The 20,070-nt window shown below is 74.6% G+C and carries 13 protein-coding genes and 1 tRNA gene; 5 read left to right on the forward strand and 9 right to left on the reverse strand.

What is annotated here, in order from left to right; genetic code table 11:
• Window positions 1–9: 9 nt before the first annotated feature.
• The 3 genes from FDP22_RS00620 to FDP22_RS00630 form a co-directional block, all read right to left on the reverse strand.
• Window positions 10–411, reverse strand: coding sequence for an alpha/beta hydrolase (locus tag FDP22_RS00620; protein WP_138577277.1), 402 nt, complete (start codon window positions 409–411; stop codon window positions 10–12).
• Window positions 412–1,215: 804 nt separating this feature from the next.
• Window positions 1,216–4,032 (reverse strand): ATP-binding protein, encoded by a 2,817-nt coding sequence (locus tag FDP22_RS00625; protein ID WP_170317532.1) that lies wholly within the window; start codon window positions 4,030–4,032, stop codon window positions 1,216–1,218.
• 487 nt (window positions 4,033–4,519) lie between these two features.
• Window positions 4,520–5,497 carry an alpha/beta hydrolase gene (locus FDP22_RS00630; RefSeq protein ID WP_138577273.1) on the reverse strand — a complete coding sequence of 326 codons (978 nt, stop codon included), beginning with the start codon at window positions 5,495–5,497 and terminating at the stop codon, window positions 4,520–4,522.
• Between the two features lie 1,172 nt (window positions 5,498–6,669).
• On the opposite strand from FDP22_RS00630, the gene FDP22_RS00635 reads away from it, so the two are divergent.
• On the forward strand, window positions 6,670–8,004 hold the full coding sequence (locus FDP22_RS00635) for an aspartate aminotransferase family protein (RefSeq protein WP_138577271.1): 1,335 nt from the start codon (window positions 6,670–6,672) through the stop codon (window positions 8,002–8,004).
• Between the two features lie 742 nt (window positions 8,005–8,746).
• Here FDP22_RS00635 and FDP22_RS00640 read toward each other — a convergent pair.
• From FDP22_RS00640 to FDP22_RS00665, 6 genes are all read right to left on the reverse strand, one after another.
• Window positions 8,747–10,453, reverse strand: coding sequence for a GMC family oxidoreductase (locus FDP22_RS00640; RefSeq protein ID WP_205910821.1), 1,707 nt, complete (start codon window positions 10,451–10,453; stop codon window positions 8,747–8,749).
• A 687-nt stretch (window positions 10,454–11,140) separates the two neighbouring features.
• Window positions 11,141–12,412 (reverse strand): Hsp70 family protein, encoded by a 1,272-nt coding sequence (locus FDP22_RS00645; RefSeq protein WP_138577269.1) that lies wholly within the window; start codon window positions 12,410–12,412, stop codon window positions 11,141–11,143.
• Between the two features lie 462 nt (window positions 12,413–12,874).
• The gene (locus tag FDP22_RS00650) at window positions 12,875–13,981 is read right to left on the reverse strand and encodes an NADH:flavin oxidoreductase/NADH oxidase (RefSeq protein ID WP_138577267.1); all 1,107 of its coding nucleotides are present in this window, start codon (window positions 13,979–13,981) and stop codon (window positions 12,875–12,877) included.
• 426 nt (window positions 13,982–14,407) lie between these two features.
• Window positions 14,408–14,482: transfer RNA gene (locus tag FDP22_RS00655), tRNA-Gln, on the reverse strand.
• A gap of 60 nt (window positions 14,483–14,542) precedes the next feature.
• Window positions 14,543–15,136 carry a GNAT family N-acetyltransferase gene (locus tag FDP22_RS00660; RefSeq protein ID WP_430225897.1) on the reverse strand — a complete coding sequence of 198 codons (594 nt, stop codon included), beginning with the start codon at window positions 15,134–15,136 and terminating at the stop codon, window positions 14,543–14,545.
• Window positions 15,136–15,540 carry a ketosteroid isomerase-related protein gene (locus tag FDP22_RS00665; RefSeq protein ID WP_138577262.1) on the reverse strand — a complete coding sequence of 135 codons (405 nt, stop codon included), beginning with the start codon at window positions 15,538–15,540 and terminating at the stop codon, window positions 15,136–15,138. The genes FDP22_RS00660 and FDP22_RS00665 overlap by 1 nt, the downstream gene beginning before the upstream one ends.
• Window positions 15,541–15,781: 241 nt before the next feature.
• Here FDP22_RS00665 and FDP22_RS00670 point away from each other — a divergent pair, with 241 nt between their 5' ends.
• The 4 genes from FDP22_RS00670 (at window position 15,782) to FDP22_RS00685 (ending at window position 19,884) form a co-directional block, all read left to right on the forward strand.
• Window positions 15,782–16,831: an Mrp/NBP35 family ATP-binding protein gene (locus tag FDP22_RS00670; RefSeq protein ID WP_138577260.1), complete on the forward strand. Its 1,050-nt coding sequence runs from the start codon at window positions 15,782–15,784 to the stop codon at window positions 16,829–16,831.
• 301 nt (window positions 16,832–17,132) lie between these two features.
• The gene (locus FDP22_RS00675; protein WP_138577258.1) at window positions 17,133–17,663 is read left to right on the forward strand and encodes an acyl-CoA thioesterase; all 531 of its coding nucleotides are present in this window, start codon (window positions 17,133–17,135) and stop codon (window positions 17,661–17,663) included.
• 434 nt (window positions 17,664–18,097) lie between these two features.
• Window positions 18,098–19,012, forward strand: a complete 915-nt coding sequence (gene mepA / locus FDP22_RS00680; RefSeq protein WP_138577256.1) for a penicillin-insensitive murein endopeptidase — start codon at window positions 18,098–18,100, stop codon at window positions 19,010–19,012.
• 2 nt (window positions 19,013–19,014) lie between these two features.
• Window positions 19,015–19,884, forward strand: a complete 870-nt coding sequence (locus FDP22_RS00685) for an esterase-like activity of phytase family protein (RefSeq protein ID WP_170317533.1) — start codon at window positions 19,015–19,017, stop codon at window positions 19,882–19,884.
• The last annotated feature ends 186 nt before the right edge of the window (window positions 19,885–20,070 follow it).

Genomic DNA, 20,070 nt, shown 5'->3' on the forward strand with positions numbered 1-20,070 from the left:
GCCGCCCGCTCAGGCGCGCACGCAGGCGGGAGGGTCGGCGTCGACCGCGTCGCGATGGGTACCGGCGTGGCCGTGGGCGCCGCCGGGGCAGGCCTTCAGCCCGGCATCGGGCACCAGCGCCGCGGCCTCGCGCGCCGGGGTGTCGACGGGCACCGCCTGAACGTCATCGCCGTGCAGGATCGGCGTGGCGAGGTCGCCGGCGCAGGTGACCATGCCGGTGCCGCCCCTGGGCTGGTCGGAGCGGCCGTGGCCGCGCCGGTCACCCACGATGGCGCGGTAGCCGCGGTCGGCGAAACACATCGTCCGGGCCTCCGCGTTCAACGGCCGGCCGTGGTTGAAGACCCCCGGTGTGCCCGCGCCCCGGTGCTTGCAGGAGAGCCTGGTTTCGTCCGGGGCGGTGATCCTGGGCATCGGTGTCGCTCCTGTCCGTGATAGCGGCCATGACGCGTCGCGCCTTCCCGGGGCCCCGCGTGACGCCCCGGCGCCGGCCAGCCGGCACGCAATCTGCCGCCCCCCCGCAAGGCATCGGGCCGCGGCCCCTGACTTCGCTGCAAGGATGCGCAGGGCGGCCCACAAAGACCCAGTGAAACCGCGTAAATTCCCGTGAATCTGGCGCCGGGAAGCGCGGGGCGCAGCACCGGGAATGGTGCCGGACCAGGGACGTGCGCCCGAACCCTGGGCTGACCCCCGACCGGGTCCCGCTCGGCAGCTCAAGGACCGGCACGGGGGGCCGGGACTTGGCGGGCCGCAGGGGAACCGGTCCGCGGCCCGGCAGGCGGTACTGGGACCGCAGGCGGTACGGTGACCGGCGGGCGGCACGCGGCACGAGGAGAGGCAGGTTGCGGGGGAGCACGGGCAGTACGACGACCGGCAGGCGAACCGGGGACCGTGGGCGGGACAAGGTCCGGCAAGTGGCACTCAGGGCGCGGGCGCGACGAGGACCGGCAGGTCGCACGGAGGCACGGGCGGTACAAGGACCGGCAGGCGGACGGGGACCACGGGCGGGACGAGGTCCGGCAGGAGGTGCGGGGACCAGAGGTGGTACGAAGACCGGCAGGCGGCAGGAGGACGGCACGGGGAGCGGCAGATGGGACCGGGGACCGGCACCGGGGCGCGGACCTGTCTCCGGGGCTTCGCGCCCGGCCGGGGGGACGCGCAGCGACGGCCTTCGCGCCCTTGCGCAAGCATCCGCGGGGGGCCGCGCAGGGGCGGGCGTCAGTTTCGGCCGGAGAGCAGGTGGCGCGCGGCGCGCAGGTCGGCGGTGTCGTTGCCCTCGTGGAACCGGGCGAAGACCGGCGCGAGCAGCGCGCGGGCCTCGACCGGCCTGCCGCGCGTCTGCAGCAGCCGCGCGAGGCTGGTGGCGAGGCGCAGCTCCCAGCCCAGCGCGCTGTCGCGCCGGGCGAGGTCCAGCCCCGCGTGCCAGGCCTCCCGGGCCTCCGCCTCCGCACCGCCGACAAGCAGGATCTCGCCCTTCAGGCGCAGCAGCTCGGGCCGGCACCAGGCCTCGCTCTGGCGTGCGGCCCCGGCGAGGGCGGCGTCGATCTCGGCCCGGGCGCGGTCGATCTCGCCCATCCGGGCCAGCGCCTCGGCGAGGCAGCCGCGGAAGAAGTCGTGGCGCGCGGTGAAGCCCAGGCTCCGACGGGTCTCCAGCGCCTCCGACAGCATGTCCACGCCCTGCCGGTAGAGGCCGCGGCGCAGCGCGAGCAGCCCGCGGTAGAGATCCCCGGTCAGCCGCCAGACCGGCACCGGCCCCGCCCGCTCGGGTGCGTTCAGCGCCTCCACGGCATTGGCCAGCGCCGCCGTGTCGCCGGTGAGCAGCGCCATCGGGCAGCAGCTCTCGACCAGGGCATAGACGCGCGAGTTCAGGTGGTCGGCGGCCGTGGCGCGCTGCAGGGCGTCATGGGAATGCTGCCGGGCGGTGTCCGGCGCGCCGAGGATCCAGCACACCCAGGAGAGCGTGGCGCTGGCGGTCACCCGCTGGTCATACTGGAAGCGGATCATGTCCGTGCCCCCGGCCGGGGCCTCGCCCCCGTGGAGCAGGCGCTCCAGCGCGGGGCGGGCGGTTTCCTGCGCGCCGAGGAAGTGCTGCACGGTGCCGATCATCCGGTCACCCACCAGCCGGTCGGCGGGGGTGACGGCGGCGGCGAGGAAGGCCTGCGCGTGGTGCAGGGCGGCGGGAAAGGCGCCCTGGCTGCCGTGGAAGGCGCCGAGGCCCCAGAGCACGCGCAGCTGCTGGTCGGAATCCTGCAGCTCCCGCGCCCGCAGCAGCGCCTGCGACAGCGCCTCCCCGGTCTCCGCACCGGGCCCGCGGGTGTAGATCAGCGACAGGCCGTAGGCGGCGCAGAGGGTCATGTGCAGGCGGGGGTCCGCGCGGGTGTCCTCGCATTCCAGCGCGCGGGAGACGCAGCGGCGGCACTCGTCGACCAGCGACAGGCTCATCCACAGCGGGATGGCCGCCGCCGCGAGCGTGGCGGCCAGCGCGCTGTCTCCGCCCGGGCCGAAGCTCCACTCCAGCGCGGCGCGCACGTCGTCGAGATGGGCGGCGCGGGCGGTGGCGGACGCCGGTCCGCCGCCGAGCAGGGTCACAAGGTGCCGGGCGTGCCGCTCGGCCAGCCGATCGCCGTCCTGCGTCGCGGCAAGCTTGGCGCGGGCATAGATCCGGGTTGAATCGGGCAGCCGGTACTCCGCCGCGCCCTCCGTCATCATGGCCACGATGAGCGACTTGCTCACCAGGTTGGCGAGGCCCTGGCAGACCTCCATGCCGCTCAGCGCCCCGTCCCCCTCCCCGTCTCCGGCCACGGCCACCGCCGCGTCCATCGAGAAGCCGCCGCGAAACACCGAGAGCCGGTTCAGCAGCAGGCGCTCGGCGGCGGGCAGCAGATCGAAGCTCCAGTCCAGCACCGCGCCGAGGGTCCGGTGGCGGGAACGGGCCGTGCGGCGGCCCTGGGTGAGCACGGCGAACCTGTCGTCGAGCCGCTCCGCGAGGCCCCGCACGCCCAGCGCGTCCACCCGCGCCGCCGCCAGTTCGATCGCGAGCGCGAGCCCGTCGAGCTTGCGGCAGATGTGCCCGGCGGCCTCCGCCTCCGCGTCGGTGAGCACGAACCCCTCCACGCAGGCCGCGGCGCGCTCGGCGAAGAGCTGCACCGCGGGGTAGCTCAGCGCCTCCGCGGCGGTGAGGTCAGGCAGGAGGGGCGGCGCGTCCAGCGGCGGCAGGCGGTGAACCCCCTCCCCCTCCGCGCGCAGCGGCTCGCGGCTGGTGGCCAGAACATGCACCCGGGGCGCCTGGCGCAGCAGGCGCTCCGCGAGCAGGGCGGCAGGCTCGATCACGTGCTCGCAGCAGTCGAGCACCACCAGCATCTCGCGGCCGCGCAGCTCCTCCAGGATCGCGGGCGTGGGGTCGTCGGTGATGCCGGGAAGCGACAGCGCGGCGGCCAGCGCACTGGGCAGCAGCCCCGGCGCGGCGAGGGGCGCGAGGTCCAGGAAACACACGCCGTCGCGATACTCGCCCGCCAGCTCCGCCGCCACGGCCAGCGCCACGGTGGTCTTGCCGATGCCGCCGGGCCCGACGATGGTCACGAAGCGCGTGCGCCGCAGCCGCCCGGCCAGCCCGTCGATGATGTCGTCGCGCCCGATGGGCCGCGGCAGGCGCGGCGCGGAGGCCGGCAGCCCCGCCGAGGGCCGCGCGTGCGGGGCGCGCCGGGCGCGCGGCGGCTCGTGCCGGCTCTCGCGCCGCTCCACCGGCGCCACGAAGCGATACCCGCGCCCGGGCACCGCCACGATGTAGCGCGCGCCGTCCCGGCCGTCGCCCAGCGCCTTGCGCAGCAGCGCCACCTGGGCGCGCAGGTTGGACTCGTCCACCACCGTATCCGGCCAGGCGGCGTCGAAGAGCCGGTTCTTGGACACCAGCTCCCCCGGCGCCTCCAGCAGCGCCAGCAGCAGATCCAGCGCCCGGGCGCCGAGCGGGCACTCCCGCGCGTCGCACAGGAGCTGCCGCCGCGCCGTGTCCAGCCGGAACGGTCCGAACGCGAACACGCCCCCGGGGGGCGGCGGCGCGGGACGGATGGGTCGGTCGGAATACAGCGGACGATCCTCCTGCATGCGGGGGGCCAGGCGGACGGGCCCCTGCCCTGCGCGGCATCACCCGCCCGCGCGATGCTTGCCAGCCTGTCTAACCCGGGTCCGGACCCGATTATAGAAGGATCATGCCACATGTGTGGGCCGATTCCGCCCCCCGGCGAGCCCGCGCACCGACGCGCCGCGCCCCGACAGCACCCCGCCGCTCCGGACGCGGAACCGCCCGCGGCAGGCCCGCGCCCCGCCCTGCCCCTCCGCCGAAGGCTCCGGGCCGGTGGCCCCTGATCGCCGGGCAGCCCGCCCGGCACCCGGGCAAGGGCGCCGCGCGGTATGATCGGGGGATTCTCCGCCTTCCGGAGAGGCTCAGGACGCGCCGTCGTCCGGGGCGAGAGGGCTGCGCACCGCAGGCCGATGGCGCGCGGCCGGGTTTTCGCCGCTTGCGCCGTCAGGCGAGCGCGCCGCGCAGGGCCACGGAGAGCTGGGCGATGGCGCCGCGGGTGGCCGGCGAGTCCGCCAGCGCGTTCAGCATGGCGAAATCGTGGATGGTGCCGTTGCAGCGCAGCGAGGTCACCCGCACCCCGGCCTCCAGCAGCCGGTGGCCGTAGGCCTCGCCCTCGTCGCGCAGCACGTCGTGCTCGGCCAGCAGCAGCAGGGTCTCGGGCAGGCCGCGCAACTCCTCCCTGTGCGCGCGCAGCGGCGCGGCGAGCGGGGCCGTGCGGGCGGCGGTCTCGGGGAGATAGGCGTCCCAGAAGCGCATCATCGCCGCGCGGGTGAGCCAGGGCCCCGCCGCGAAGCGCCGGTAGGACCCGGTGTCGAAGCGCGCGTCGGTGGCCGGGTAGAGCAACGCCTGGAAGGCGATCGCCGGCCCGCGCCGCATGCGCGCCAGCAGCGCGACCCCGGTAGCGATGGTCGCACCGGTGCCATCGCCCGCCACCGCGAGGCGGGTGCGGTCGAGCCCCAGCGCCGGCGCCTGCGCGGCCGCGTGCAGCGTGGCGGCCCAGGCCTGCTCCAGCGGCACCGGGAAGCGCACCTCCGGGCTGCGGGGAAGGTCGACGACCAGCACCGCCACGCGCGCGGCCACGGCGATCTCGCTGGCCAGCCGCTCATGGGTGGTGGCATCGCCCAGCATCCAGCCGCCGCCGTGGAAATACATCACCCCCGGCAGGGCTCCGTCCACGCCCTCGGGGCGCAGGATGCGCACCGGCACCGTGCCCTCCACGCCCACGGGAAACCGCGTCTCCTCCACCCGCGTGCCCGGCCGCCCCGTGGGCCGGCGCTGGACGGCGCGCAGGAGCAGCCGGGCGCGGCCCGGCCAGTCGAGATGGGCGAAGGGTGCGGTCGCCGGCGTGAGCGTGGCGAGAAAGGCGGCCGCCATCGGCTCCAGCGGCTGCGGCGCGCCCGGCCCCGGCTCACCCCCGGGCATGGCGGCGCCCCCGGCCCGGCTCCGCCGGCGTGGCGGGCGCGGTCGGGCAGGCTCCGCGGCCGTTGCTTTCAGCTCTGCTCCTCATCGGGACTCCGCCTCGTGGTACGGCCCGGAGACCTGCGCTCCGCCTGCTCCGGAGGCATCTCCGCCGGCCAGTTCCGCATGCCGCCCGCCCCGACCCAAGTGAAACGCGGTGAATTTCCGTGAGATCCGGAGCGATGTCCGCACCGGGGCGCACCGGAGAATGCGCAGGCGAGCCTGCAACGGCGTAGCGCGGGCCATCTTACCCCCGAGCTGCGCGAACCCGGCATCCCGAAGGGGCGCGGGCGAAGGCACACCGCAGGTGCGTGGGCAAGGTCGCACCGGAGGTGCGCAAGCAAGAAGGCACCGGAGGAGCGCCAGGAAAGAGGCACCGGAGGAGCGCCAGGAAAGAGGCACCGGAGGAGCATGCGCAGGAAGGCATCGGCGGAACGCGCGCACGACGGCACTGGCGGAGCGCGGGGACACAAAGGCGCCGGACGGGCGCATGCAAGGAGACACCGGAAGGGTGCGTGGACTGTCGCACCGGCCGTGGCGCGCAAAACGTCGCGGTCACGCGGCGGGCCCGGGTGCACTGCCGCAACGTGGCACGCCGCCGGCCCTTGCGCAGGAGCAACGCCGCGCGGCGCGCTCCGGGCGGCCTGACCGCGCCGCCCCATGAGCAATGGCGCGCCACGGCCGGCAGGACACCATCGCACCCTGGTCGCGGTGGCCCTCCTGCCTGCGACGCACGGGGCCCCGTCGCGCGTCCCGCCCATGGGCAGCGTTGCGCCGCGGGCTGCCGCCTGCGTAGATGGAGCGGCCTGCCCGACCGACTGTGAGGAGACCGCGATGCCCCCGTTCCGCCCCTGCCCCGCAGGCGATGCCCCCGCGCGGCCTGCCGGGGGGAGCCCTTGCCCTCCCCGCCGGCGCGCGCGGGCCGGCAGGCCTGTCTGCTGCGCGCGTCAGCCCGGTGCGCGCAGCTGCTCCGCAAGCCACGCCGGGGGCGCGCCTGCCGGGCCCCCGTGCCGATCGGCTTCCGGAACCGGCCCGGCGCCCGCCGGCCTACGGCCTCGTGCCATGCGCCCGGTGGCTGCGGGCGCCTGCTCCGGGCATCCGGCTGCGGAAGGGGTGGCCGCTACGGGAGCGCTGGCATGAGCCGCGTGCTGCACCGCGCCGGGGCGGGCCCGGCCCTTGCCGTCAGCGGCACGGGGTCCTGGATCACCCTGGCCTCCGGCGCGCAGGTGCTCGACGGCGCGGGCGGGGCCGCTGTCGCCTGCATCGGGCATGGCAACCGCCGGGTCGGCGCGGCGATCGCGGACCAGGCGGCGCGGATCTCCTATCTCCACTCCGCCTTCTTCACCAGCACCCCCGCCGAGGAGCTGGCCGACCTGCTGGTGGAGAGCGGCGGCGGCGCCTTCGCGCGGGCGTTCTTCGTCTCCTCCGGGTCGGAGAGCGTGGAGAGCGCGCTGAAGCTCGCCCGCCAGTATCACGTGGAGCGCGGCGCCCCGTCGCGCAGCCATGTGATCGCCCGGCGGCAGAGCTACCACGGCAACACTTTCGGCGCGCTCTCGGCCAGCGGCCACCCGGCCCGGCGCGCGATCTACGAACCCATGCTGATGAGCGGGTTCAGCCATGTCTCGCCCTGCCAGGCCTATCGCTACCGGCCGGAGGGCCTGTCGGACGCGGACTGGGTGGCGCACCTCGCCGCGGAGCTGGAGGCCGAGATCACCGGGGTCGGGGCGGACCGCGTGGCCGCCTTCGTGGCGGAGACGGTTGTCGGCGCCACCTCCGGCTGCACGCCCGCGGTGCCCGGATACTTCCGCGCCATGCGCGCGGTGTGCGACCGGCACGGCGTGCTGCTGGTGCTGGACGAGATCATGTCCGGCATGGGCCGGACCGGGCGGCTGCACGCCTGGCAGGACGAGGGCGTCACCCCCGACATCCAGACCGTCGCCAAGGGGCTGGGCGGCGGCTACGTGCCGATCGGCGCGATGCTCGCGGCACCGAAGGTGGTCGAGGCGCTCGCGGCCGGCTCCGGCGCCTTCGTGCACGGCCACACCTATCAGGCCCACCCGCTGGCCGCCCGGGGCGCGCTCGAAGTGCAGCGCATCATCGCGGAGGAGGATCTCGTGGGCCGCGTGGCCCGGATGGCCCCCGCCCTGCGCGCCCGGATCGAGACGCGCCTGGGCGACCACCCCCATGTGGGCGACATCCGCGGCCGGGGCTTCTTCCTCGGCCTCGAATTCGTGGCCGACCGGGCGACGAAGGCGCCCTTCGCCCCGCAGACCGGCTTCGCCACCCTGGTGAAGGACGCGGCCCTCGCCCGGGGCCTCGCGATCTACCCCGGCAGCGGCACCATCGACGGCACCCGCGGGGACCACGTCATCGTCGCCCCGCCCTTCACCGCAACGGAGGACGAACTCGACCAGATCTGCGAGCGCCTCGCGCTGGCTGTCGCCGACGCAACCGCCCTGCTCCCCGGCTGACCCCGGGCGCCGGAAGCCGCAGGGCGGCGACACGACGGAAGGGGGCTCGATGCCCCCGCCCCGGCGTTTCCCCGTGGCATTCGACACCCCGCCCCCGGCGCTCCGCCTCCGGTCCCCGCACCAGGGCGCCCGCGCCGTACCGTCAGGCCCCAGGCCCTCGTCCCGGCGCTTCCGCCCGGACCCCGCGCCGAGACACCGGCGCTGCCCGGTCGGGACGCGCGTCGGGATGCCGGCGCTGTTTCTTCAAGCCCTGCGCCATGGCGCCGGCGCCGCCCCTCCGGTCCCCGCGCCATGTCGCCGGTGCCGTCCTTCAGGCCCCGCGCCATGGCGTCAGCGCGCCCCTTCCGGTCCCTGCGCCGAGACACCGGCGCTGCCCGGTCGGGACGCGCGTCGGGATGCCGGCGCTGTTTCTGCAAGCCCCGCACCATGGCGCCGGCGCCGCCCCTCCGGTCCCCATGCGATGTCGCCGGTGCCGTCCTTCAGGCCCCGCGCCATGGCGTCAGCGCGCCCCTTCCGGTCCCTGCGCCACGGCGCCGGCGCTCTCCCTTCAGGCCCCGCGCTCCTGTTCCCGCCCCCGGCCCTGTCCCGGCGCGTCCCCGCCGTCGGAGCCGCCCGGTAACGCCGCGGCCCGCATGGCAGGCCGCGGCGGTGTTGGTCGGCGCTCCGGCAGGCTCGGCGCAGCGCGCAAACGCTCTGGTCGGGTTCCGCGTCTCGGCGCGCGCGTGCTCTTGCGGCCGGCGGCTCAGCCGGTGATGAAATCCCCCGCCCGCTCACCCACCAGGATCGACGGCACGTTGGTGTTCGCGCCGGTGATGTTCGGGATCACCGATGCGTCGGCAATGCGCAGGCGCCCAATGCCGTGCACCTTCAGGTCCGGGGCGACGACGGCCTCCGCGTCCGTGCCCATCCGGCAGGTGCCCACGGGGTGGAAATAGGTCGAGCAGCTCATGCGCACGAATTCCTCCTTCTGCGCCCGGGTCATGCCCGGCTTCGGCACGACCGGCGACCTGATGAGGTCGCGGAACCCGGGCTGCTGCGCCAGCTCCTGGCCGAGCTCGACCGCGGCGACCAGTGCATCCATGTCCGCGGGTTCGCCGAGCAGGTTGGGCTGGATCTCCAGCGGGCCGTCGTGCCGGTCCGACAGCATCTTCATGTAGCCCCGGCTCTGCATCCCCACCAGGCCGGGGGCGATGGTGAAGGCGTTCGGCGGCACCGGGTTGGCCGCCGCGAGTTCCGGCATCAGGTAGGGGATCTGGATCGAGACGAACATCAGGTCCGGCAGCGCCAGGTCGCCGCGCGACTTCGAGAAGAAGGTCGACCCCTCCAGGTTGGCGTTGAACGGCTCCATCGGCGCGTTCGCCTCATGGATCATTCCGCCCAGGATGATGTGCTCCTGCAGGTTGCGCCCCACGCCGGGGAGGTCGGCGACGGGGGCGATCCCCAGGGCCTTCAGCTCGTCCGCGCGGCCCAGGCCGGAGAGCATCATCAGCCGCGGCGTGTCGATCGCCCCGGCCGAGAGCACCACCTCCGCCTCCGCCCGCACCGTGACGGGGCGGCCCGCCACCAGCATCTCCACGCCTGTGCAGGTTGTCCCCTCCAGCACCAGCCGGGTGACGGTGGCGCCGGTGAGCACGGTGAGGCGCGGGCTGTCCATCACCGGGCGCAGGTAGGCCCGGCTGGCGCTGTCGCGGGTGCCGTCGCGCACGTTCATGCTGTTGGGGCCCACGCCCAGCATGGAGGGGCCGTTGAAATCGTCGATCAGCGGCATGCCGAGCGCCTGCCCGGAGGTGATCAGCGCCTGCGCCACAGGGTGCAGGTCCCTCGCGCGCTCCACGCGGGTGGGGCCGCCGGCGCCGCGCAGGGGGCTCGCGCCGTCCTCCCAGTCCTCCATGCGGCGGAGCACGGGCAGCACGCTCTCCCAGTCCCAGCCCTCGGCGCCGGAGGCGGCCCAGCCGTCGTAATCCTGCGGGTGGCCGCGCAGCCAGACCAGCGCGTTGATCGAGGAGGAGCCGCCCAGAACCTTCCCCCGCGACAGCAGGATGGAGCGGTCGTTCACCTTGTCGGTCGGGGTATAGACATACCCCCAGTCGCGCGACGAGCCTATGTTGGCCACCCAGGCCGAGGGAATGTCGATCTCCGGCACGCCGACGTCAGGCCCGCCGGCCTCGATCACCAGCACCGTGGCATCGGTGCCGTCGAGCACCCGCCGCGCCACGGCGGAGCCGGCCGAGCCGCTGCCCACCACGATGTAATCATAGGCCCCGGCCAGCGCCCGGCCATTGGCGCCCTGCACGTCGCCCGCCGCGATGGCCTGGGCGATGGCCTCCGGCGCCATCATCCCGACCAGCCCGGCGGCGCCGGCGCGCTGCAGCAGCTCGCGGCGCGTCAGCCGGCCTGCGGCCGTCAGGTCCAGCAGCCTGCGCGCCTGTTCCTTTCGGTGATCGATCATATGTCTGGTCCCTGTCGGTCAGCCGGCTTCGCCCGGCACAAGCCGAGGTCCGCGCCTGTGATTTTTATGTATACGGTATGGAGGATACGCTATCGGCGCGCGGGCCGGCCTGTCAAGCATCGCGGCACGCGCTCTCCCCGGCGGGCAGCCGCGGGACTGCCCGCAGGCCGGAGCCGGGCCTCGGGCGCATCTGCCGACGGCTGCGGGATCTCACGCGTACACCGGCCGCAGGTTGCCGCGCCGACGCCGCGGACCAACCGTCCACCCGTTGCCACGGCGTGGCCGCTGCCGGGCCGGAGCGTTCCTGCCGCATGGGATGGCCGTCGCGGAGGGACTGTCCGGCGGGGGGAGGCAAGGGGTGACACCAGATGCCGCAGGGCGGGATGCATCCGCCAGCCAGCGGGCGCCCGGCGCGCGCGGCCTCCGGCCCGCGGGCGACCTTCCCGGACCACCGGACGGCACACATCTCACATCGGGGCCATATCCGGGTGGCTTCGCGCCCTCGCGGCCTGCCCCTGCCGGGCGGGCCCGGCCGGCACGACCGGCCTTTGCCGGCACCGCGCGCTCGCGGCGTGCCCCGGCCAGACGGGCCCGGCCGACGCGACCTGCTCCTGCCGGCCTCGCGGCCTCACGGCCTGCCCCGGCCGGGCGGGCCAGGCCGACGCGACCGGCCCCTGCCGGGCAGGCTCAGCCGACGCGGCCGGCCTCTCCGGACACGGTCTGCGCGGTGGCGAGCGCGAGGCCGTCGACCACCGCGGTGAAGGCCTCCGACCGGCTCAGCCGCGCCTCGGGGCACACGGCGCGGGCCTCGGCGGAGACGAGGTCCATCAGGCTCGACCCACCGACGAGGATCACCGATCCGATACCCTGCGGTGCGACGCGCGCGAAGCGCAGCGTCTCCTCCATCGCCGTGCGCAGCCGTCCGCGGAACTCGGCCAGGGCGGCGTCCAGCGACGCGGCGGAGATCGCGGCCGAGAGGCCGGGCTCGATGAACCCCATGTCGATCCCGCCGGCGCGCCCGGCGCCGTTCGCAGAGATCTTCCCGGCCTCCACCGCGAAGGCGAGTTCATGGCCCAACTCGGCCTCGATCACCGTTTCCAGCCGGCCCATCCGCTGCGGGTCGACCGCGTTGCGCACCATGTCGCGCACCAGCCGCAGGGTTTCGGGCGCGTAGACGAAGGGGATCTTCGCCCAGGTGGAGAGGTCCACGTAGATGGCGTTCGGCACCTGGGTCAGGCCCTCGCCGAAGCTGCGGCGCAGCTGGCCGCCGTGGCCGAGATGCGGCATCGCGTGGGCCATGGAGATCGCGTGGTCGAAATCGGTGCCGCCCAGGCGGATGCCGTGGCTGGCGAGGATCTCCACCCGGTTGCCCTCGGCGCGGAACACCGAGAAATCCGAGGTGCCGCCGCCGATGTCGACGATCAGCCCGAGCTCGCCGCGCTGGCCCAGGCCGTGGCTGGCCAGCGCCGCGGCCTCCGGCTCGAACATGAAGCGCACATCCTCGAAGCCGGCGGCGAGGTAGCAGGCGCGCAGGTCGGCCTCCGCCCGGGCATCGCGTTCCGGGTCCGCGGTGTGGAAATGCACCGGCCGGCCCGAGAGCGCCCGGGTGAAGGGCCGCCCCGCCGCGGCTTCCGCACGCCGGCGCACCTCGGCGATGAAGGCGGTCACGATGTCGGCGAGCGTGCGGCGGCGCCCGCCGACCAGCCGGGATTCGTGGAAGAGCGCGGTGCCCAGCACGCTCTTGAGCGCGCGCATGTAACGCCCCTCCTCCCCCTCGATCAGCGCCTCCGCCGCAGCCGCGCCGATGCGCATGTTGCTCCGGTCGGCGGGGAAGAACACCGCGGTGGGCAGGGTTTCCGCGCCGCTCTCGATCGGCAGGCGCAGGGGCGTGTCGCCGTCCAGAATGGCGGCGGCGGAATTCGAGGTTCCGAAATCCATGGCAAGCGTGCGGCCGGGCATCGCAGGCATCCTGTGTTCGTGGAGACGCATCGCAGCTACCGAATTGCCACGGCGGCTGCAAGACCCAAGGGCGGCGGGGCGGCCGGCGCGGGCCCCTCAGGGGCCTCGCGCTGCACCCTCTCGCCCGCCGGGCTCGCGGGCGCCGGGGAGAACGGTTCCCGGCGCCCCCGGCGCTGCGAAAATGGTGCCGGGCCCGCGGGCTCCCGAGCGCATGCGGCAGTCCGGCTGCCTCCCGAGGAGAGCGGCGCGCGACAGGGCATTCCGGCGGCAGGCGGGGCCGGACCGCCCCCGACATGGCGGACGCGAGGGGGCGCCCCGCCCCGGCCCGCCCTGCCGCGCGAGGGGGCGCCCCGCCCCGGCCGGCCCTTCCGCGCGCTCGGGCCCTTGGTCGGAGAACGCCGGGCGCCACGCTGCGCGTCAGCCCCCGGTCCGGAGGCGCCCCGCCTTGCGGGGGCGATGCACCTAGGAGGTCCGGAAGAGCCCGCGCAGGCCCGGGGGCTGGCTGCGCCAGAATTGCGGCGGGGTACGCACCGAGGCCTGCAGCCGCGCGGCCGCGTGCCAGGGCCAGCGCGGGTCATAGAGAATGGCGCGCGCGAGAGCGACCATGTCGGCATCACCCGTGGCGATGATCGCCTCGGCATGTTCCGGCTCCGTCACCATGCCCACGGCGACCACGGGAATGGAGACCTCCTGCTTCACACGGCGCGCGAAGGGCACCTGATATCCCGGCGCGACGGGGATGTTCTGCCGCGGGTCGAGCCCCCCTGTGGAGACATGGATCGCTGCGCAGCCCCGCGCCTCCAGCGCCCGGGCGAAGGCCAGGGTCTGCTCGAGGTCCCAGCCGCCCTCCACCCAGTCGGTGGCCGAGACGCGCACCGTCACCGGGCGCTCGGCCGGGAAGGCCTCGCGCACCGCGTCGAACACCTCCAGCGGGAAGCGCATCCGGTTCTCGATGCTGCCGCCATAGGCGTCGGTGCGCTGGTTAGAGAGCGGCGACAGGAAGCTGTGCAGCAGGTAGCCATGGGCCGCATGCAGCTGGATCGCGTCGATCCCGAGGCGCGCGGCACGCCGGGCCGCATCGGCGAAAGCGGTCCGGATGCGCGTCAGCCCGTCAGCGTCGATCGCCACGGATTCCGCGGTGCCCGGCGTGATCGGCATGGGCGACGGCGCGAGAGGCCGCCAGCCGCCCGGCTGGTCCGGCGGCACCTGCGCGCCGCCGCGCCAGGGCAGGTCGGACGAACCCTTGCGGCCCGCGTGGGAGAGCTGGATCGCCACCGGCATGGCCGACCAGCGGCGCAGCCCCTGCAGCACGCGGCCCATCGCCGCTTCCGTACGGTCATCCCACAGGCCGACGTCGCCCTGGCTGATGCGGCCCTCTGGCGTGACGGCGGTGGCCTCGATGGTCAGCACCCCGGCACCGGAATGCGAGAGCTGGCCCAGGTGCATCATGTGCCAGTCCGTCATGCAGCCGTCCTCGGCGGAATACTGGCACATCGGCGCGATCACGATGCGGTTCTCGAGCCGGAGCCCGCCGACCTCGATGGGTTGGAAAAGTGCCGATTCGGGCATCCGGTGTCCTTTCTGTCTGATGTGCCTGTGGAAACTGGTCATGCGGCAGGGCCCATTCAAGCCGGGCCGGCCCGTGACGGCAAGGCAGGCTCCGGCGACACCGGCGAGAGCCCTCTGCGCGCCCCGGACGCCGGGAGCGAGGCGGCGCGGCGCGGGCCCGGGAAACCGGAGCCCTCCCGCGATACGCATCGGCCCGGCGTCCGGCCGCGGTCATGCCGTCCCGGCTCACACCCGGCGCCCCGGCGCCGGCACGCCGAGACCCGGCCGCGGCGGGGGCTGACCTATGTGTGTCGTCAGGTCCGGCGGGAAGAGCCGCTCTTCCGGCAAGACGACCCCCCGTGCGCGTGACGTCGCGGCAGGGGCCCGTGCCCCCGGCCTCGCCCCTGCGCACGCAAAGGCATGGGCCTCGAGGAAAAAGCGGGTGAATGGCTGGGGCGGCAGGATTCGAACCTGCGGATGACGGTACCAAAAACCGTTGCCTTACCACTTGGCGACGCCCCATTCGCGAAATCTTCTAGTCGGCGCGCGCGCGTTCCGCAAGACCGGGCATCCGGGGCGGGATCAAGCCTCCGGCAGGCGGCGCAGCCAGAACTGCATGGGCTTGGCGGTCTGCTCCGCCGCCCCGATGTCGCGCCAGGAATACTCGGCGATCAGCCCGTCGACCGGCGCATAGCCGCGCTTCTCCCAGAACCGGTCATGGGGGCGATAGCCCTCCGGGCGGGCCGGGTGGCCGGGCGGGCGGATCACCGCGCAGAAGGCGCAGGTTCCGCGGCCCAGTGCCCGCGCATGCGCCTCGCGCGCGTCGAAGAACGCATGTCCCACGCCGCGGCCGCGATACTCCGGCAGCAGAACGGATTCCCCGAAGTAGAGGATGTCCGACAGCCGGTAGCCCCGGGCCTCGAAGGGCACGGCGAATTCCGCGGCGTGGTCCTCCATCGGCGCGGCCGTGGCGGCGCCGACGATGCGCGCGCCGTCGAAACAGGCCACCACCAGTGCGTTCCGGCTCTGCGCATAGGCGCGGACGTAGCTGGTCTCATAGTCCTCCGACCCCTCGTAGAGATAGGGAAAGGCGCGGAACACCGTGATGCGCAGCCGCGCGAGATCCGGCAGCGCGGCGGTGAGCGCCGCGCCGGTGAGGGGCCGGGTTTCCAGGATCACCCGAGCACCTGCCGCTCCCATTCGGGGAGGTTGTAGAAGGTCGTCACCCGGGTGATGCGCCCCTGATCCACCGCAAGGAAGGCGCCGGCGGGCAGGCGGTAGGTCTGGCCCGCGGCCTCCGGCAGGCCCGGGTCCGTGGCGAGGTAGGTGCCGTTCACGACGAATTCCGCCGCGGCCCGGGTTCCGCTCGCGTCGAACAGGAACACCATGTCGGTCAGCGTCTCGCGGTAGCATTTCGCCATGTGCGCGCAGAACTCGGCGAAGGCGGGCTTGCCCAGCCGGGTCGGGCCCTGGTTCACGTCGTGGCGCACGTCCTCGGAGAGGCAGTCCAGCATGGCCTCGGTATCGCCGGCGTTGAAGGCGTCATAGTAGCGGCGCACAAGGGTTTCGGTCTCGGTCATCGGGCTCTCCAGTGAATCGTGCGCCCGATCCTAGCCGCTGAGGCGCGCGGCGCCAGAGCCGAGAGCCGGTGTCCGACAATGGTCGCAGCGGCGCGGCGCGGGACGGCGGGAGCACGGAACGGGAGCGCGGGGTGGGAGTACGGGTGTGGAACGCGGGGCGCGAGCGGGGAGCGCGGGCCCGGGGCGATGGACATTTGCCCCCCGCCCTCCTACCTCAGGACCCTCACGGGAGGTGACGCAGATGGCGCTGACACGCGAAACAGTGATGGAGATCCTCGACGGGGTGGCCGACCCGGCCGGCGGCGGCAGCATCGTGGCGGCGGACCGCATCCGCGCGCTCGGGCTCCATCACGGCCAGGTCCGCTTCGTGCTGGAGGCGCCGGAGGCGCTCATCGGCGCGATGGAGGAGGCCCGCCGCGAGGCCGAACGCAGGCTCGCCGCGCTGGACGAGGTGACCGGCGTGTCCATCCTCGTCGCCGGCGCCGTGCCCGCCGCGCCGAAGCCACGGGCGAAGCCGGCGGAGGGGCCGCGCCTCACCGGAATCGACCGGATCGTGGCCGTGGGCTCCGGCAAGGGCGGGGTGGGCAAGTCCACCGTCACCGCCAATCTCGCGGTGGCCCTGGCGGCGGCCGGCCGGCGCGTGGGCCTGCTCGACGCAGACATCTACGGCCCCTCCCAGCCGCAGATGCTGGGGATGCATGACCGTCCGGCCTCGCCCGACGGCCAGCGCATCACCCCCAGGGAGGCCCATGGCGTGCGCTTCATGTCGATCGGGCTGATGACCCGGCCCGAGGACGCGCTGATCTGGCGCGGGCCGATGCTGATGGGCGCGCTCCAGCAACTGCTCGGCCAGGTGGACTGGGGCAAGCTCGACATCCTGCTGGTGGACCTGCCGCCGGGCACCGGCGACGTCCAGCTCTCGCTCACCCAGAAGGCGAAGCTCTCCGGCGCCATCGTGGTCAGCACGCCGCAGGACGTGGCGCTGATCGACGCGCGCCGCGCCATCGACATGTTCCGCAAGGTCGACGTGCCGGTTCTGGGGATGATCGAGAACATGTCGATGTATGTCTGCCCGGTCTGCGGCGACGAGGCGCATATCTTCGGCCACGGCGGCACCCGCGCGGAAGCGGCGCGCCAGAAGGTGCCGTTCCTGGGGGAGATCCCGCTCGACCTCGCCACCCGGCTCGCCTCCGACGCCGGCCGCCCCGTTGTGCTGGAGGCGCCCGACGGCGCGCCCGGACGGGCGTTCCGCACCCTCGCCGAGCGCATGATCGCCGGCGGCATGGCCTGAGCCACGCCCGGGCCACCCCGGCGGCGGCCGGACGAGCGCGGCGGCGGCCGGACAGGTAAGCCCCGGCGGCGGCCGGACGGACGGGTGCGGCGGGACGGACGGGTGCGGCGGGCCAACGGGTAAGCGCGACAGTCGGACGGGCAAGCCGAGGCGGCGGGCAGACGGGAACGCGGAGCGGGCGGATGGGCGAACCCTTGCCGCGGCGGGCGCTGTTCGCCGCCCGCCTCCTGCGGAATTGGCATTGCGCCCTGCCTGTGGCATGGAACAGGGCAGCGAGTACGACCTTTCCCCCGGGGGCCCCATGTTTCCGTTCATCCGACTGGCGCTGTCGATGCGCGCCGCAGCGAAGCTCGACGACCTGCCGGTCGACGGCACCCATGTGTCGCAGCACAGCTGCCTGCCCTGGGACCTCGACATGTTCGCCGAGCTCAACAACGGCCGCTTCCTCACCCTGTTCGACCTGGGCCGCCTGCCTCTGGCGAAGCGCACCGGGCTGCTCGCCGCGGTGAAGCGCGAGAACTGGCGGCTGACGATGGCCGGCGTCACCGTGCGCTATCGCCGCCGGGTGCAGGTGTGGAGCCGGTTCGAGATGCGCAGCCGGATGATCGGGCGCGACCCGCGCTTTCTCTACATGCAGCAGTCGATGTGGCGGGACGGAGATTGCCTGGCCTCCGCGCTCTACCGCGCCGCGGTGGCGGACACCGGGGGGATCGTCCCGACTGACCGCGTGCTCGCGGCCCTCGGCGCCCCTGATTGGGCACCGGAGATGCCCGGCTGGGTGATGACTTGGGCGCGCTCCGAGGCCGAACGCCCCTGGCCACCGGAAACCTGAGCCGCCGGGCTCCGCGCCCCCGGGCCGCCTGCCCGGCGCCAGCTCACCCGCGCCGCCTCCCCGCGCCAGTTCACTGCGCCGCTCCCCGCGCCAGCCCCCCGCGCCAGCTCACTCACGCCGCCCCTCGCGCCAGTTCACCGACGCCGGCCCCTCGCGTCGCCCCTCGCGCCGCCCCCCCGCGCCAGCTCGCACGCACCGGACCGCCGGTAACGCCGCGCCGCATGCACCGCGCGGTCCATGGACCGCGTCCCGCCTCACGACCCCACCGAAGTACGCGCGTGTGAGAGCGCGCGGGTGCGGGGGTGTGCGCGCCGCGCCCCTCATTCTCACGCGTGCGTGAGTGCGCGCCCCCTTTCGCAGCGCCATGGCTCTGATATGGTTCGCAAAGGCCCGCATGACCCGGGACCGCCCCCGCGACGCCCGGAGCCTGACCGATGTCCCTGCCCTGCCTCCTTCCCCACCCGACCGCCCGCGGCCTGCGCGGCGCCGTGCGGGCGGCGCTTGCCGCGGCGGTGCTGGCCCTGCCCGGAGCCGCACTGGCGGAGCCCCCGGCGAAGACGCTGTTCGGCGCGCTTTCCACGCCGAGCACGGCGCTGGCCTCGGCCATCGGCTCCTACGCGAAGGGCTGCATGGCCGGCGCGGTGGAACTGCCGGAGACCGGGCCCTCCTGGCAGGCCATGCGGCTGAGCCGGAACCGCAACTGGGGCCACCCGGAAACCATTGCCTTCATCGCCCGTCTGGGGGAGGCCGCGCAGCGCGCCGGCTGGGCCGGGATCTATGTCGGGGACATCGCGCAGCCGCGCGGCGGGCCGATGACCTCCGGCCATGCCTCGCATCAGATCGGGCTGGACGCCGACATCTGGATGCTGCCGCCCCGGCGGCTGGACCTCACCCGCGCGGAGCGCGAGGCGCTGTCCTCCATCAGCATGCGCAGCGCCGACGGCCGCCACGTGACCGCGAACTGGACCCCGGCGCACGCGCACGTGCTGCGCGCCGCGGCGCAGGACCCCTCGGTGGAGCGCATCTTCATCACCGCGCCGGTGAAGCAGATGCTCTGCCAGTCCCTGCCCGCCTCCGAGCGCGGCTGGCTGCACAAGCTCCGGCCCTGGTGGGGGCATGACACGCATTTCCACGTGCGGCTCACCTGCCCCGCCGGCTCTCCGCTCTGCGCCGCGCAGGACCCGATTCCCGCCGGCGACGGCTGCGACGACACCCTCGCCTGGTGGACCTCCGACGAGGCGCTGAACCCGCCGCCGCCGGACCCGAAGGCCGCGAAGCCGCAGCCGAAGCCGGCCCTCACCCTCGCCGATCTTCCGGCGGCCTGTCGCGGGGTCCTGTCAGCCCCGTGAGAGTGTTCGTACCGGTTCTCATCGCATTGATCTCGGCGGCGGCCCCGGCCGTCGCCGCGCCGAAGCTCGTGGAGCTGTCGCGCCTGGTGCTGCGCAATTCGGATGCGCGGTTCGGCGGGCTGTCCGGCCTCTCGGTGCGCGGGGACGGCAACGCCTGGACGGCGCTCGGCGACCGCGGCATCCTGGTGCGCGGCGCGATCCTGCGCGACGGCGAGCGCATGACCGGCGCCACGGTGGAGAGCATCGACCCGGTGCCGGACACCAAGGGCCAGCCGGTCACCGGCGAGCTGGCCGATTCCGAGGGCCTGACCCCGGACGGCTCCGGCGGCTGGTACATCTCCTTCGAGGGCAAGGCGCGGATCTGGCATTACGCCGGCCGCGGCGCCCCGGCCACCGCCGTCCCGCCCTTCCCCGCCTTCGGCAAGCTGCAGTCCAACTCCGGGCTGGAAGCGCTGGCCGGCGACGCCTCCGTGCTCTACGCCATCCCCGAGCGCTCGGGGAAGCTGGAGCGGCCCTTCCCGGTGTTCCGCTTCCGCGCCGGCGCCTGGGACGACAGGCTCAGGGTGCCGCGGCGCGGCGCCTATCTGGTGACCGGCGCCGACGTGGGCCCGGACGGGCGGCTCTACGTGCTGGAGCGCGACTTCGCCTTCATCGGCTTCCGCAGCCGGGTGCGCAGCTTCGCCATCGGCGAGGACGCGCTCACCGACGAGCGCGAGCTGATGGAGAGCTCCCTCGGCCAGTACGACAACCTCGAGGGCATCGCCACCTGGGCCACGGCCACGGGCGACATCCGGGTGCTGCTGGTGGCGGACGACAACCTCTCGCTGCTGCAGGAGACCGAGCTGATCGAACTGGGCCTCGAGGACGACTGATCCCGGCACTCGGCACCGCGCGGGGGAACGCCTGCCTCGACGAGGGGGCCTGCCGGCCCCCGCGGCCCGGCAGGCGCGGCGAAGGCCCTGCGGGCCAGCGCCGGCCAACGTCCCCCGTCCCGCCCATTCGCGAAGGCGGGGCGCCCCCGGGCGGCCCCGCCAGGGGAGGGAGCAACTTGCCGGGCG

The organism is Paroceanicella profunda (assembly GCF_005887635.2).
GTDB classification, from domain to species: Bacteria; Pseudomonadota; Alphaproteobacteria; order Rhodobacterales; family Rhodobacteraceae; genus Paroceanicella; species Paroceanicella profunda.